At 62.5% G+C, this 13,933-nt stretch carries 16 protein-coding genes and 1 pseudogene; 9 read left to right on the top strand and 8 right to left on the bottom strand.

Features of this window, described 5'->3' with window-relative positions; translation table 11 throughout:
- Positions 1-157 precede the first annotated feature (157 nt).
- From QI450_RS15690 to QI450_RS15680, 3 genes are all read right to left on the bottom strand, one after another.
- A complete protein-coding gene (locus tag QI450_RS15690; protein WP_226775826.1) occupies positions 158-415 on the bottom strand; it encodes a GNAT family N-acetyltransferase in 258 nt (85 codons plus the stop codon).
- A 140-nt stretch (positions 416-555) separates the two neighbouring features.
- Positions 556-1,272, bottom strand: a complete 717-nt coding sequence (locus QI450_RS15685) for a hypothetical protein (protein WP_226775802.1) — start codon at positions 1,270-1,272, stop codon at positions 556-558.
- A complete protein-coding gene (locus tag QI450_RS15680; RefSeq protein WP_226775801.1) occupies positions 1,269-1,655 on the bottom strand; it encodes a PadR family transcriptional regulator in 387 nt (128 codons plus the stop codon). The genes QI450_RS15685 and QI450_RS15680 overlap by 4 nt, the downstream gene beginning before the upstream one ends.
- A 212-nt stretch (positions 1,656-1,867) precedes the next feature.
- Between QI450_RS15680 and QI450_RS15675 the strand changes: the two genes are divergently transcribed.
- Positions 1,868-2,071: a tautomerase family protein gene (locus QI450_RS15675; RefSeq protein WP_226775800.1), complete on the top strand. Its 204-nt coding sequence runs from the start codon at positions 1,868-1,870 to the stop codon at positions 2,069-2,071.
- Between the two features lie 282 nt (positions 2,072-2,353).
- Here the strand turns inward: QI450_RS15675 and QI450_RS15670 are convergent, their stop codons facing one another.
- Positions 2,354-3,193, bottom strand: a complete 840-nt coding sequence (locus tag QI450_RS15670; protein WP_226775799.1) for an alpha/beta hydrolase — start codon at positions 3,191-3,193, stop codon at positions 2,354-2,356.
- Positions 3,194-3,248: 55 nt separating this feature from the next.
- Here QI450_RS15670 and QI450_RS15665 point away from each other — a divergent pair, with 55 nt between their 5' ends.
- Complete coding sequence (locus tag QI450_RS15665) at positions 3,249-3,674, top strand: helix-turn-helix domain-containing protein (protein ID WP_226775798.1); 426 nt, start codon at positions 3,249-3,251, stop codon at positions 3,672-3,674.
- Between the two features lie 348 nt (positions 3,675-4,022).
- Entirely contained in the window at positions 4,023-4,982 is a 960-nt protein-coding gene (locus QI450_RS15660) for an IS481 family transposase (RefSeq protein WP_226775797.1), read from the top strand.
- A gap of 5 nt (positions 4,983-4,987) precedes the next feature.
- On the opposite strand, the gene QI450_RS15655 is transcribed toward QI450_RS15660, so the two are convergent.
- Positions 4,988-5,860 (bottom strand): oxidoreductase, encoded by an 873-nt coding sequence (locus tag QI450_RS15655; RefSeq protein WP_282468045.1) that lies wholly within the window; start codon positions 5,858-5,860, stop codon positions 4,988-4,990.
- Between the two features lie 110 nt (positions 5,861-5,970).
- Here QI450_RS15655 and QI450_RS15650 point away from each other — a divergent pair, with 110 nt between their 5' ends.
- Entirely contained in the window at positions 5,971-6,393 is a 423-nt protein-coding gene (locus QI450_RS15650; RefSeq protein WP_226775796.1) for a helix-turn-helix domain-containing protein, read from the top strand.
- Positions 6,394-6,414: 21 nt separating this feature from the next.
- Here the strand turns inward: QI450_RS15650 and QI450_RS15645 are convergent.
- Positions 6,415-6,864 (bottom strand): annotated as a pseudogene (locus tag QI450_RS15645) (IS30 family transposase); the annotation flags it as partial.
- A gap of 238 nt (positions 6,865-7,102) precedes the next feature.
- Between QI450_RS15645 and QI450_RS15640 the strand changes: the two are divergent.
- Together QI450_RS15640 and QI450_RS15635 are read left to right on the top strand one after the other, a co-directional pair.
- Positions 7,103-8,275: an IS110 family transposase gene (locus QI450_RS15640; protein WP_226774816.1), complete on the top strand. Its 1,173-nt coding sequence runs from the start codon at positions 7,103-7,105 to the stop codon at positions 8,273-8,275.
- Positions 8,276-9,062: 787 nt separating this feature from the next.
- Positions 9,063-10,210, top strand: a protein-coding gene (locus QI450_RS15635) for an IS3 family transposase (protein ID WP_226776049.1) whose coding sequence is annotated in 2 segments (ribosomal slippage) — positions 9,063-9,327 and positions 9,327-10,210 — 1,149 coding nt in all. Because the reading frame shifts where the segments join, the coding sequence is not laid out codon by codon here.
- Positions 10,211-10,647: 437 nt separating this feature from the next.
- On the opposite strand, the gene QI450_RS15630 is transcribed toward QI450_RS15635, so the two are convergent.
- Positions 10,648-10,890 carry a hypothetical protein gene (locus QI450_RS15630; protein ID WP_226775193.1) on the bottom strand — a complete coding sequence of 81 codons (243 nt, stop codon included), beginning with the start codon at positions 10,888-10,890 and terminating at the stop codon, positions 10,648-10,650.
- Between the two features lie 502 nt (positions 10,891-11,392).
- The gene (locus QI450_RS15625; protein ID WP_226773369.1) at positions 11,393-11,908 is read right to left on the bottom strand and encodes a DinB family protein; all 516 of its coding nucleotides are present in this window, start codon (positions 11,906-11,908) and stop codon (positions 11,393-11,395) included.
- A 168-nt stretch (positions 11,909-12,076) separates the two neighbouring features.
- On the opposite strand from QI450_RS15625, the gene QI450_RS15620 reads away from it, so the two are divergent.
- The 3 genes from QI450_RS15620 (at position 12,077) to QI450_RS15610 (ending at position 13,700) form a co-directional block, all read left to right on the top strand.
- Positions 12,077-12,661 carry a class I SAM-dependent methyltransferase gene (locus tag QI450_RS15620; protein WP_282468044.1) on the top strand — a complete coding sequence of 195 codons (585 nt, stop codon included), beginning with the start codon at positions 12,077-12,079 and terminating at the stop codon, positions 12,659-12,661.
- The gene (locus tag QI450_RS15615; RefSeq protein ID WP_226774169.1) at positions 12,658-12,918 is read left to right on the top strand and encodes a suppressor of fused domain protein; all 261 of its coding nucleotides are present in this window, start codon (positions 12,658-12,660) and stop codon (positions 12,916-12,918) included. The genes QI450_RS15620 and QI450_RS15615 overlap by 4 nt, the downstream gene beginning before the upstream one ends.
- A gap of 122 nt (positions 12,919-13,040) precedes the next feature.
- A complete protein-coding gene (locus tag QI450_RS15610; RefSeq protein WP_226774168.1) occupies positions 13,041-13,700 on the top strand; it encodes a uridine kinase in 660 nt (219 codons plus the stop codon).
- Positions 13,701-13,933 lie beyond the last annotated feature (233 nt).

The raw sequence follows: 13,933 nt of genomic DNA, 5'->3' as shown, positions 1-13,933 counted from the left end.
CCCGTGTAGCGTTGTCGCTCCTCCTGGTGGGGCCAGATCCACCTCGTCCAGCCGGAGCCAAGAATGGTTGACATAGCCAAGTGGCCAAGGCGAGGCACGGATTTGTACATGTGAGGCCACAGGCCATCGGGGTCTTGGACGTCCGGTAAAGGGGCCTTCACCGGGCACTTGCTGACCTACGACCGGATGGGCCGTATTCAGCCAGTGCCTTCTCGAAAATGTTGTCTGTTTCAGTGGCCCACTGCATCCGTCCGTAGTTGTCCACGTACTGATATGTCGTTGTGGTCGTCGGCCCCGCAGAGGTGAAGCCAAGGCGTTGATAGAGCCGGCGGGCTCCATGATGTTCGACGGCGACCCCGAGGTAGAGCTTGTCGAATCCCGCCCGCGTCGCGTGACGTTCCGTCCAGGCGCACAGCGCCGTACTCCGGAGTCATACGTTCCCCCCGCGCGCTGTACTTCGTGAAGCGTACCGAGCACGGCACTACCGGATAGCCCCATCCACGTCCGATTCAGGATCCCTCACCGTGACAGGATGTTTGCAGGCATCCCGCTGATCTAGCGCATTGCCAGCGCGAGGCCGAGCATGGCGACGGCGAGTATAGGGAACAGCCAGTTAGTTACCTGAACCGCTGCCTTCGCGCCTCGTCCGGTACTGTCCGTCATCCCGGAGAGCGGGTCGGTGATGTCGTTGTCGGCCTCCGAGCGGGATGACCGGATGGTATTCATGATTGAAAGTGCCACCATGACGAGAGCGCTTCCTATGAGCCATGGCAGCGGGTCGATCGCTAGCCATGCTTCGGCCTGGCTCTTAGGGGTCGCGAAGGCTGAGAGGAGGCCCGCCATGACGCAAGCAGCGGTGATTCCGATACAGGCCCAGATGCGCCGTATGAGGGCGTCGAGGTAGAGCGGCAGGAGGGCCAGGAGAACGACTGGTGTAGCGAGGAGAGCTAGCTGCGCAGGTGAAACCAGCAGCAGTTCCGACCGCGCCCAGGACACGACTGCCTGATTGAAGAGCAGGAAGGCGAGGAGCCCGAGCAGTGCCGGCCCCATCGCTTTTCGCACCCAGTCGTGCTTCGGCTCGGACGGGAGTTCAAGCGCCGCAGCGTAGTCTCGGGCTGGCCCGAACGCTTCCTCGGCCGGTTGGCCGGTATCACCGAGGAGCTCCCTGGCGCTTGCGATGGTGTCACCGATCGCGCTCCCGTGCACCTGGCGCACACGCAACTCCATGACGAGCTGGTCGAACCATTTCTTATCGTTGGTCTGCTGCGTCATGCGGGGATCTCCTCCGTGAGCCGCTTTGGGTCGAGGTAATGGGTGCTGGTGACGGCAAATCGGAGCCAGTCAGCACTTAGGCGGGTGAGTTCGGCGCGGCCCTGATCTGTCAGTGCGAAGTACTTGCGGCCGGGACCGCCGTCGCCGGCCCGCCATTCCGTGGTGACTAGGCCGGCGGTCTCGTACCGGGTGAGGAGCGGGTACAGGGTGCCGCCCTTTATGGAGCCGAACCCGTGGCGCTCGAGTTCGCTGATGATTGCGTATCCGTAAGAAGGCCCGGCGGATAGTGCGCGGAGGGCAAGGAACCCAAGCGTGGCCCGGAGCCAGTCACTTGGCCAGTCCGAGCTTCCCGGGGCTTGAGGAGCAGGGGCAGGAACATTCATGACTAGATTGTCTATCTAAGTAGTTGGCCTGTCAAGGCCGCTTTCAACTGGGCGTGGGTGGGCACCAAGCGCGACACGAGCACCCGCCCGTTCGAGGATCCTTGACCTGGCGGGCCCAAGATGGCCAGCGTCAAGCGGTTTGCTCACTTTGAGACACATCAGGCCGATCCGGCGTCCACCCGTTCCTCTGAAGCAGATGCCACAATCTGTGCATGCCCCTCATTCAGGTTCTCAATGCGTCCCCTTCCTCCACGGAAAAGAAGCGTCAGCTGCTGGCTGCGCTAACGGCCACCTACGCTGAGGTCATGGAAATCCGTCCCGACACGATCCGGGTGATCTTGCACGAGCTCCCCCGCGAGAACTGGTCTGTCGCCGGCATCACCCTGGCGGAGTCAGGCCAAAACGAATCCGTCTGAACTGGCCCAATAGCCCTTGGAAATGCGCTGCGCCGAATCAATTTTGGATCACTGCAAGAACCCAAGGATCCCCTTGTGAAACACCGCGCGTGTGCTCGCGTAGAAATTCGCCGTCTTGCGCGGAATCGGCGTTCAGTATCGCCGCCTAGTGCCGTGGAATCCCGTCGATCTCCGTCATCTCGGACTGAACGTACAGGTGTTGTTCCGGGCATTCCTCGAGATGGATGCGAAGTCCGCCAGGCTGGTTGTTGCAGAGGGCAAAGGGTCTGGTGCCCAACGCCTTCAGCTGATGAGAGCTGGGGCGAGGATGTTCAGCAGCGCCTCTGGCGCGTCGAGCGGGATGATGTGCCCGACGTCCGGCAGGAGATTGCTGCGGAGGTCATCGGTCACGGCTTCGAGCTGTCCTGCGAGTGCCGGCCCGACGACTCCGCCGCCGATCGCGATGGTCGGGACCCTCAGCCGCGCGCTGCTGATCGCCTTGGCGATCTGGTCAGCGTTGATTGGCATCACGCGATAGTGTTCGAACGCGGCGCGCAGCGCCTCCCGCCCGGTGTACGCGGCGACGAATTCGTCGCGGAGTGAGTCTCCTACTCCACGGCCCCCTGCCGTCCCGCTGTGGAGGAAAAAGTCGATGTAGCTGGGTTCGTGACCGAGCAGGACCTCCTCGGCCAGACCGGGGACGGCGTGGAATCCGAACCACCACGGGGCGCCAGCGCGGAAGAAGCCCTCGGCTCCGGGGAGCCGGCCGATCGTGCCTTCCATCAGTGCCAGCCGGGTCACGCGGTGCGGGTGCTCGAGGCCGAGCATGAAGGCGGGCGGCACGGCCGCGTCCAGGGCGACCACCGTTGCAGCGCCTTCGTCGAGTGCGTCGAGCAGCCCGCGGATGTCAGAGGCGATGTTCCGTGCGTCGTATCCGGAAGTTGGACGGTCGCTCGCGCCGAGTCCCCGGAGGTCGGGCGCGATGACGCGGTGCTTCTCGGCGAGGGTCGGGATCATCTTGGACCAGACCTTCCAGGTGTGCGGGAAGCCGTGCAGCAGGACGATCGGCGCCCCTTCTCCGGAGATCGCCACGTTGAGGCGCGTTCCGTTCGTGGCGATCATCGTTTCGGTCAATTCGGGCATGAGGGACTCCATTCGCGGTTACTATGAGGTACTACCAAACGGTAGGAGACTGGACGTGAGCTTGGAAGACGGCACTTTGACCGCACCTGGTCACCTGGCGGTAACCGCCGTCGGGCGACGTGGCGATCTTTTCGACCCGCGGTGCCCGACTCGCCAGCTTCTCGACCGGATCGGTGGCAAATGGGTCGCAATGGCGATCACGGTGCTGGGCGCTGAGTGGCCGACGGAGGTGCGCTTCGCGGAGCTGAAGCGGCGGATGCCCGGGGTGTCGCAGAAGATGCTCGCCCAGACTCTCCGAAGCCTCGAGCGGGACTCCTTGGTCGCCCGTCGTGTGGAAGCGACGACGCCGCCGCGCGTGCACTATGCCTTGACGGAGCTTGGTATCACGTTGTGCGATCCCATTGCGGCGCTGCGGGAGTGGTCCGAATTGAACATGGCCGCCATCGATGACGCAGCCACTGCCTGGGATGCGGCCCATTAGCGCGAGCTGCGCGACTCGACCGGTGCCATTTGTTCAGACGAGCGCGGCCTCCACGGGTTGAGCCGCCAGCTGGTCGTCGACGAAGCGGCTGACGGGCTCGAGCGCGGCGTCGCTGGGACGGCCCCGGTCGGCGGAGGGCTCCCCCTCGCGCGTTCTGTAAGGGATCCTCTCACGGAGCCTGTGTAGGCGTACGGAGGGCACTGCCGTTGCGCCCCGCCATGCGCCGTGCTCGGGCTAGCTGTAATAACCACGGACGTTGGTGACAGGCGGCGTGGATAGGTGACAAAAAGAAGACCTCCGGGTGGAGTGGGGCTTGTCTAGAGTCCAGTTCCACAAACGGAGGTCTTCATGTCCCACCCTAATGCCTTTCTCGCGCCCAAGGGCCGGCTGCTACTGGCCAGATGCGTAGTCGATGACGGGTGGCCGTTGCGTCGGGCCGCAGAGCGGTTCCAGGTCTCCGTACCGACAGCGGCACGCTGGGCAGAGCGTTACCGCGAACACGGCGAGGACGGGATGGAAGACCGCTCCAGCAGGCCCCTTGTGTCGCCCTCGAGGACCCCGCAACGGCGGGCGCGGCGGATCATCGCGCTGCGCGTGAACCGTCGGTGGGGGCCGGCCCGGATCGGGTATCTGCTGGGCCTCCACCCATCAACCGTGCACAAGGTCCTTTCCCGGTTCGGGCTGGCGAAACTCTCGTGGCTGGACCGTGCCACGGGCCGGGTGATCCGCCGCTACGAGCACGAGAAGCCCGGGGACATGATCCACGTCGACATCAAGAAACTCGGACGCATCCCCGACGGTGGCGGGCACCGCGTCATGGACCGGGCAGCGGGCAAGAAAAACAAGACAGGGACCGCGGCGAACCGGCGCCCCGGCTACGCCTACCTGCACAACGCCGTGGATGACCACTCACGCTTCGCCTACACCGAGATCCTCGACGACGAGAAGAAAGAGACCGCCGCCGGCTTCTGGGAACGCGCCAACCAGGCCCTCAACGCCGCCGGCATCACCGTGAAGCGCGTCCTCACAGACAACGGCTCCTGCTACCGCTCCCACGCCTTCCAAGACGCCCTGGGCCCGGACATCACACACAAACGAACCCGGCCCTACCGGCCCCAGACCAACGGCAAAGTAGAGCGCTACAACCGCACCATGCTCGAGGAATGGGCCTACGCCCGCCCCTACAACTCAGAGGCCGAGCGCGTGGCTGCTTTCCCAGCCTGGCTCCATGACTACAATCATCACCGAGGCCACACCTCACTCAAGGGTCAGCCACCAGCAAGCCGCGTCACTAACCTCCGTGGTTAATACAGCTAGCCGGCGATCTGGTCGAGTTCGGCGAGGTCGTCGTTGGACAGAGTGAGTGCTGCGCCGGAAATGTTCTCGCGCAGGTGCGACACGGACGACGTTCCCGGGATCAACAGGATGTTCGGGGAACGGTGCAGCAGCCATGCCAGAGCGACAGACATAGGCGTCGCGTCGAGTCGCCCAGCGACGGATGAGAGTGCGTCGGACTGGAGTGGGGTGAAGCCGCCGAGAGGGAAGAACGGGATGTAGGCGATCCCTTCTAAGGCGAGGCGGTCGATGAGGGCGTCGTCCCACCGGTTGGCGAGGTTGTACATGTTCTGCACGGATACGATCGGCGCGATCGATTGCGCTTCCTTAACCTGCGCATCGGTGGCGTTGCTGATCCCAAGGTGCCGGATGATGCCCTGCTGCTGCAGGTTCACGAGCGTCTCGAACGCCTCGCTGATCTGCTCGGAGACCGGCCCGTTGGCATCGCCGAGGCGGAGGTGTACCAGGTCGAGAACGTCGAGGCCGAGGGTTTCGAGGTTGTCGTCTATCTGCGCACGGAGCTCGTCGGGCTTCCGCGCGGACGGCCAGCCGCCCCGCGTATCCCGGCGTCCGCCGGCCTTGGTCGCGATGAAAAGGTCTTCGGCATAGGGGTGCAGGGCTTCGCGGATGAGTTCGTTGACGACGCGGGGGCCGTAGGTTTCTGCGGTGTCGATGTGGGTGATGCCGTGTGCGACCGCGTCGCGGAGCACGGCGAGGGCTGCGTCGCGGTCTCTTGGCGGGCCGACGACCCACGGGCCGGCGAGCTGCATGCCGCCGTACCCGAATCGGGAAACGCTGGTGTCGCCGAGGTTCCAGGTACCGCCGGGCAGGTCAGTGGTGTTGGTGCTCATGGATGTGCCTTTCGGTGCTTGCGGAATAACGTGCTGCCCTCCATCCTGAATGAGTTGCTACCCGCTGGGAAGTAGTTACCTGGAAGTGCGTTGATACCCGAGGAGGGCCCATGCCGACAATGACAGCGGCGAAGAAGAAGGCGGAGGCGAAGACGCAGTACAACGCGTTCCTCGCCGCGTGCCCGAGCCAGCAATTGCTTGCTCAGGTATCCGGCAAGTGGGTGACCCTGGTGTTGTCCGCGCTGGGGAGCGGGCCGGACTGTGACGGTGAGCCGCGACCCATGCGGTATTCCGAGCTGGCTCGAGTCCTGGCAGGAGTGAGTCCGAAGATGCTGTCGCAGACACTAAAGTCTCTCGAACGCGACGGACTGATCGGGCGGACCGCGACCGCGACCGTCCCCGTGACGGTGACCTACGAACTCACCAACCTCGGGCTCTCCCTGCACCAAACGGTCCGAAAGCTCAAACTCTGGTCCGAAACCCACCGCGACGACGTCTTAGCAAATCAAACACAGTTCGACGGTGCCCGATAGCCGGTGGGCGGATTCAGGCGGTCATTGCAACAGGAGGTTTTCGATCAGTTCGATCGGTTTCTTGAACTCTAGTCTTTTGCGCGGTCGGTCGTTGAGTTCCTGGGCAACCCAGTCGAGGTCTGCGGGGCTGTGGATGCTCAGGTCGGTGCCCTTGGGGAAATATTGGCGCAGCAGGCCGTTGGTGTTTTCGTTGATGCCGCGCTGCCAGGGCGAGTGTGGGTCGCAGAAGTAGATGTCGAGGCCGGTGTCGATCTTCGCGGTTTTCCAGTCCTGCATCTCGATGCCTTGGTCCCAGGTCAGGGAATGCCGCAGCGACTCGGGGAGTGTCTTGATTTTCGCGGTCAGTGCATCACGCATCTGCTCGGCCTTGTACCCGTCCGGCAGGTGTACGAGCATCGTGTAATTAGTGGTCCGCTCGACCAGCGTTCCAATCGCGGACTGATTCCCTTTGCCGATGATGAGATCGCCCTCCTTACGATTTTGTTGTGGGTGATTTCGGAGCTGTCGTAGTGTTTGGATCACCCTCGGGTGGCGGGTATGGCCCAGATCTCCCTGCCGCTTGGACGGCTCACTGGGAATGGCCGCCCGCTGCCCGCCGATGACTCGACCGCTGATTGAGACTTACGACATTGATCGTTGGGTAAGGACGTGCCGGCGTGGTTATCGACAGGGACCAACAAATTGGAGCTGATCGAAGGGACCGAAAGACATGCCGGACGTGTGGGCAGGAATCGACTCGGGCAAGAGCGCCCATCATTGCGTTGTGATCGATCAGTCCGGGACGGTGCTGCTGTCGAGACGGGTTGAGAATGACGAAACCGCGCTGCTCGAGCTCATCGCCGCGGTCGCGGAGAGCGCGGCCGGTGGTGAGATCTGCTGGGCTACGGATCTAAACGCCGGCGGCGCAGCGCTCCTGATAGAGCTGCTGGCAGCACACGCTCAGCACCTGCTCTATATCCCTGGGCGGATCGTGCATCACGCCGCAGCGACGTATCGTGGGGATGGAAAGACCGACGCGAAAGATGCCAGGATCATCGCGGATCAGGCACGCATGCGCACCGACCTGCAACCCGTTCGCAGTGCGGACCAGATCAGTGTGGACCTGCGGATGCTCACTGCCCGCCGCACCGATTTGGTCTGTGACCGTGTCCGGGCGATCAACCGGCTCCGGGCCACCTTGTTGGAATACTTCCCCGCACTCGAGCGGGCCTTCGACTACTCCAAGAAGGCTCCTCTGACCCTTCTGAGCGGCTACCAGACCCCTGAGGGTATCCGCCGGATGGGACTGGCCCGACTCGCCGGATGGCTCAGGAAACGCGGCTGTCGGAATAGCGCCAAGATGGCTGAAAAAGCCGTAGCCGCCGCGAATGCCCAGTCCACCGTCCTGCGAGCCCAGTCCATGGGCTCGGCCCTCGTGGTCCGGCTGGCCGAGCAGATCCACGCAACCGATGTAGAGATCGCCGATGTTGATGCCCAGATCACGGATCTCTTCGGGCAGCACGACAGCGCCGATGTTTTGCTGAGTATGCCAGGATTCGGACCCGTACTCGCCGCAACCTTTCTCGCGAACATCGGCGGCAACCTGGACGGATTCGACTCTGTAGACCGGCTCGCCAGCGTCGCCGGCCTGGCTCCGGTCCCACGTGATTCGGGACGGATCAGCGGAAACTTGCACCGGCCGCGCCGCTTCAACCGCAGACTCCTCCGAACCTGTTACCTCGCCGCGCTCTCAAGCCTGAAAAACAGCCCCGCCTCCAGAACCTACTACGACCGGAAACGCGACGAGGGAAAGTCCCACAAACAGGCGCTCATCGCACTCGCCCGACGCCGCATCAACGTCATCTGGGCCATGCTCCGCGACCACACCGAATACCGTGAGTGAGACGGCCCCCACCATTTGCGTCCAGGCTGCTTGACAACAGCATTGAGATTCCCAATGCCCGGGCACGGCCCGGTCCTGAATTTCGGGGGGACGTTCGGAAATGTTGATCATTCCGGGGATCCGGTTCTTCCGCTGGCCGGCCTTGCGGCAGGGCTGCATGACCGCCCGCCCGGTGCGCAGGCACGCGGTCAGATCGCGCTTCAGCGCCCCGCGGGACTGGAGGTAAAGGGACTGGTAGATCGTCTCGGGTGACACCCTCATCTCCGGCTCATCGGGGAACTCAACCCGGAGTCGTCCTGCGATCTGCTCGGGTGAGTACTTCTTTTTCAGGTCATCTTCCACCTTCGCACGCAGCACGGTGTTCGTGTGCAGTTTCGCTGGTTTCGGACGCGAGGCCCGCTCATAGGCCAGTGCGTGCGCTGAGGTCCCCCGGTAGGGCATTCCTGCCACCGAGTTGCGCCGCAACTCCCTGGAAACCGTGGAGGCCGCTCTGCCGACCACGGCTCCGATCTGCCGCAGAGATTGTCCCTGGGCGCGCAGTATTGCGATCTCCTCGCGCTGGGCGAAGGTCAGGCAACGGCCCTTCAGATCACGGCCCCGCCGGGGCCTGACACCACCGGCCTCGGCCAAGACCCTACGCCCGGTACGCCGGCTCGTATTGATCGGAACCACGGCATCGGTGATGAAATCACCCGCCTGCATCCCGGTGGTTGGGTCCCCAGATAGAAGTCCAGTGTCTGTGTGAGTTTCGTGTCCGAGAATGGACACAGGAGGAAATTCACGAATCATGGCACGCAGACATACCCCCGAGCAGGTCATCGCTAAGGTCCGGCAGGGACAGAAGATGCTCAACGACGGACGCCCGATGGTCGAGGTCATCAAGGAACTTCAGGTCACCGAGGCGACCTGGTATCGCTGGCTGAACCTGTACGGGTCCGAGAAGAACGCCGAGTCATCCAAACGGACCAAGGAGCTGGAGAAGGAAAACGCCCGGCTCAAGCGGCTGCTGGCGGAGAAGGAACTCGCCATCGACATCCTGAACGAGGTCGCGCGGGGAAAATTCTGAGCCCCGGACCCCGCCGCCGTGCCGTGCGCATGGCGGTGGAGAAGTTCGGGGCGTCCGAACGCTTCGCCTGCGCGCTTCTGGGCCAGAACCGGTCAGCGTTCCGCAAGAAGAAACCCGACATGGGTTTCGAGGAAATCCAGCTCCGCGCAGCCTTGCGCGCCGTGGCGGTGAAGCATCCAGCGTGGGGCTGGCGGAAGGCCCGCTGGCACCTGCTGGCACAGCCCGAGTGGGACGGCGTGGCACTGAACAGGAAGCGGGTGCGCCGGCTCTGGCGCGACGAGGGGCTGACCTGCAAACCCAGGGCGCGGAAGAAGCGCCGCACCGGGCCCGGCGCCGGGGAGCAGAAACGGCTCACAGCCGAGTACCCGATGCACGTGGTCAGCTTCGACTTCCAGTCCGACGTGACCTCCTGCGGCCGGCACATCCGGTTCTTCAACGTCATCGACGAATACACCCGCACCGCGCTGGCCATCATCCCCCGCCGGTCATTCAAAGCCGCCGACGTGGTCGCGGTGCTGGAGAACATCATCGCCGAAACCGGCACCGCCCCGGCCTACGTCCGGTGCGACAACGGGCCCGAGTTCACTGCTGAGGCACTGGTCAGCTGGTGCGACACCGCCGGGGTCGACACCGCATTCATCGACCCGGGATCACCCTGGCAGAACGGCTTCATCGAATCCTTCAACGCCCAATTCAGAAGGGAACAACTCTCCGGAGAAATCATGGACAGCATGGCCGAAGCCAAGTATTTGGCGGAGGAATGGAAAGCTATCTACAATCATGAACGGCCCCACGGATCCCTGGACGGCATGACGCCGAAGCGCTACTGGGAAACCTGGACGCAAGAAAACCAATTAGCTATCGCATAGACGCTGGACTGCTAACGGGGGCCCAACCACCGGCCCAAAAAACCTGCAAGAGATCAGGCCTCAAATGAATTGAATACCCCGCCATAACAACACCCATCCGCTAAGTGCTGCAATCACCGCGAGAACCCAAGGGTGGTTCAGCGGGACGCACTCCCACTCTTGGGGTGCGCAGCAGTCAGGACAGATTTCCAAACTTGTGGAGCAGCGTATCCGAACCGCCGTTACATCCGACTTTGGAGAAGCCCATCCGCTCGTAGAGTAACCTTGCTCGATTCCCGTCCTCGACGCTGAGGCTGACGGCCGGTACACCGTGCGACCGTCCGACCTCGATAGGGCCTGCCATGAGAGCCGTACCGGCTCCGTTCCCACGGTAGTCCGGCAGAACGCCAATGGTGAGTTCCGGGATATCCTCCGCTACAAAGCCGTATCCGGCATTGTCAGGGGTGAAGTTCCGACACCATGCTCCCGATGGGAGTACCGTCATCTGTCTCGGCTACGACGCCGAAGTCACCGACCTGGGGCCAACCGGCAAGGTAGCGCGACAGACTGGGGTTAGTCTTGAACCCTTCTTGCGTGAAGCGGGCGGTTCCGTTCCCGTTCATAGCCTGGAAGGCCGCTGCAGCCAGGATCGATTTGTCGTCGACCGTCGCCGCCCGGACCCTGATTGCTCCTTTTGTCATGACCGCTACCCTAACGGACGGTTCGTGGCGGCATTCTGTGATCGCCCGGTGTCGCACCAGCGCCCGCAAGCCGATCCCTTTATGAGGTTGCAACATGCAAGGAATAGCGCTTGTCGGTGTCGGTCGAAAACGCCGAACCCCATTGCTGAGAGTCACAATCAAAGACAGGGCTAAAACAGCCGCTGGTACCGTTCAACGATGGGGACCAAGAACAGAGTTGTCAGATCCATCATCGTTTTCGTCGCAGGCTTTGTGCCTTGGGCGCTCCTGTGGGAGTCCATCGGAGCCGTACAGGCCTTCCTCACAGGGGTCGTCGTCGCGGCGGCGGCGGGCTTTGCCTTGAGCCGCTCTGCACGGCAGACTCACCGGTGAGTTTCTGTGACGGGCCCAAATTGGGTTTGCCGGGGCGGGCAACCGCGCGCCCGATTGTGGATCGGTTTCCGGACAATGGTCTGACTCACCGCAGTGCTAAGAATCATGTGAGCGAATGTGGAACGACCGGTTACTCTCCTACACTTCCATCGATTGCTTCGCGCAGGAGATCAGCATGACCGTTGTGCCGGGCGGTTTCTTCCAGAATGTGCGTAAGAACCCATCGCAGGTTCCACTGGCTTCCGTCCCGGTCAGTACCCACGGACAAATCATCGAGGGAACAGTTGAGCAATGCGGTGCGACTTCGCGCGCAAGCATCCCTGTATAGGTCCCGCAGCTCCTGCGGGTCATCATTGGCAGCGCTGTGAAATTCCCAGTCCCGGTCTCCATCCCACGGAGCACTCCCCCAAGGCTCAAGTTCCTTTTCATCCTTGCCCAAGAATCTAACTTGAATCCAGTCGTCTTCAACGAGAGCCAGATGCTTGAGCAGACCCCCAAGAGTCAACGTCGAGGTTGTCAGTCGACGGTTCAGATCAGCGCGTCCCAGGTCCTGGGTCTTGAGGAGAAGTGTCGCTCGCTGGTAATCCAGAAACTGCTGAAGATTCGAGCTTTCATCTCGACATGACTGCGGATCCACTCGTTCCATGAAGGAAGTCTTACACGACTTCACTGCTGGTGGGCGATACGTCCCGTATGCCGTTCCTTAAACCGGACATGTAGTGGGCCGCGACTTAGTCATCGGGCGAGTCTCGCAGATTCCCGCAGAGGGATCGGCGACCAGGCACGTGTCCGTAGCTTGCCTACACTCGAATGCATGATCAACGTTGTCAGCGAAGCGTATTCGCGTCGGGCCGTGGAATACGTCGAACGCTTCGCTTCACTCGGTGCTGCGCACCCTTCAGATCGTCAACTGGTGGCGACGTGGGCGGATGGCATCGAGGGTGCAGTCATCGACGCCGGCTGCGGTCCGGGGCATTGGACCAACTTCCTCAGGGAAGCGGGGGTCCCTGCAGTCGGCGTGGATCTGGTTCCGGAGTTCATTGCGCACGCCCGCGGTGCTTATCCCGGCATCCCGTTTCGGACAGGCAGCCTCGACGCCCTCGACGTCGGCACAGGGTCAATGGGTGGAGTGCTCGCCTGGTACTCACTGATTCACTATGAGCCAGGCACGATCCGCACTCCTCTCCTTGAGTTCAGTCGGGTCCTTAAACCTGGTGGCGCCCTGCTGATCGGCTTCTTCGATGGTCACGTCGTCGAGAGGTTCGAACACGCGGTCGTCCCGGCATACCAGTGGCCGGTAGGGGATCTCTGCGACGAACTGGTGGCTGCGGGCTTTAATGTGGTCGAGACGCACGCACGGACAACCACCGGGCAGCGATCGCACGGAGCCATCTGGTGACTCCAAGCAACGGCTATATCGTTGAGGGCCTACCCTTCAGGTCGTGGCTCATGCTGGAACGATTTGACGGCTTCATGCCGCCGCTGCAACTCGATAACGGGCACCACGTAGTCTTCCTGGATGCCACGCCGGTCTTCGCCGAAGAAGCCCAGCGCGTGAAAGAACACGACGTTGAAGGTTTGTTTGATGTCTGGGATGAGGACCCACCCAGACTTTCTGACCTAAACCGGAGCCTTCCGGGCCCACTAAGTGCATAGCGCAGTGGGTGTCTGACCTGCCATGCATGCTGAGGCGGGCAGCGATAAAGGAACAGGATTGCCACCGTAAGCGGATCCTCTTGCGGACGCTGGTTAGGGGCCGCTTCTGGGAATATGGCGAAATGAAGAAGTTCATGCGATCACTGGCAACCGACATTCTCAGCGCCATCGGTCCAGGGCGCCGGTTCGTTGCAATCGATGGCGTGGATGGCAGTGGCAAGACATCGTTCGCCGCAAACCTGGCCTTCGAGATCCAGAATCGACCCGTGATTGTCGTCCACGCCGATGACTTTCTGAACCCCTCGCCTGTCAGGCATGCCAAGGGACGTGCCTCACCCGAAGGGTTCTGGCAGGATACCTACAACTACGCTGCCCTGCAGGATCAGTTGCTTACGCCACTGGGCCCAAAGGGGGACGGCTGGTACTCGCCGGCTTCCTATGACTCAGTGACCGACCGAATGGCACTAGTGGAGGTCGTTCGCGCTCCATCAGATGCACTGGTCGTTGTCGAAGGCATGTTCCTGCACCGGGATGAACTCGCCTCCTACTGGGATGCTTCGGTGTTTCTGGACGTTCCGTTCACTGAAACCGCGGCACGAATGGCAGTTCGGAACGGGAGCAACCCCGACCCTGAGCACCCAACGATGCGCCGGTACGTCGGTGAACAGCGCCTCTACTTCGACGCTGCACGCCCCTGGGAACTTGCCACGTTCGTCGTAGATAACTCTGATTTCACTTCCCCAAAAGTCATCCGTCCCGACATGGTTTCAACTGTCCGGTGAAGGTTCGACCAACGGCCACGGACCAGGGAGCGGCTCCTGCCGCCCAATACGCTGGACCAAAGAGATGATCGCGCCGAGCAACGACCGAGTCGTTTTCGTGGCCGTCACCGTAGGCGAGGTCGTGGGCGCAGCCAAGACGCATTTCCACCCAGACCCCGCGGGCAGCGCCCCCGCAGGCCACTTTCTAGGGGGCGTAGTCGTCGCTCCGGTGTCGCTGAACGATGGCAGCGAAC

Origin of the sequence: Arthrobacter sp. EM1, from assembly GCF_029964055.1 — a bacterium.
GTDB lineage: Bacteria > Actinomycetota > Actinomycetes > Actinomycetales > Micrococcaceae > Arthrobacter.
This window is presented reverse-complemented; position numbering and strand designations above follow the sequence as displayed.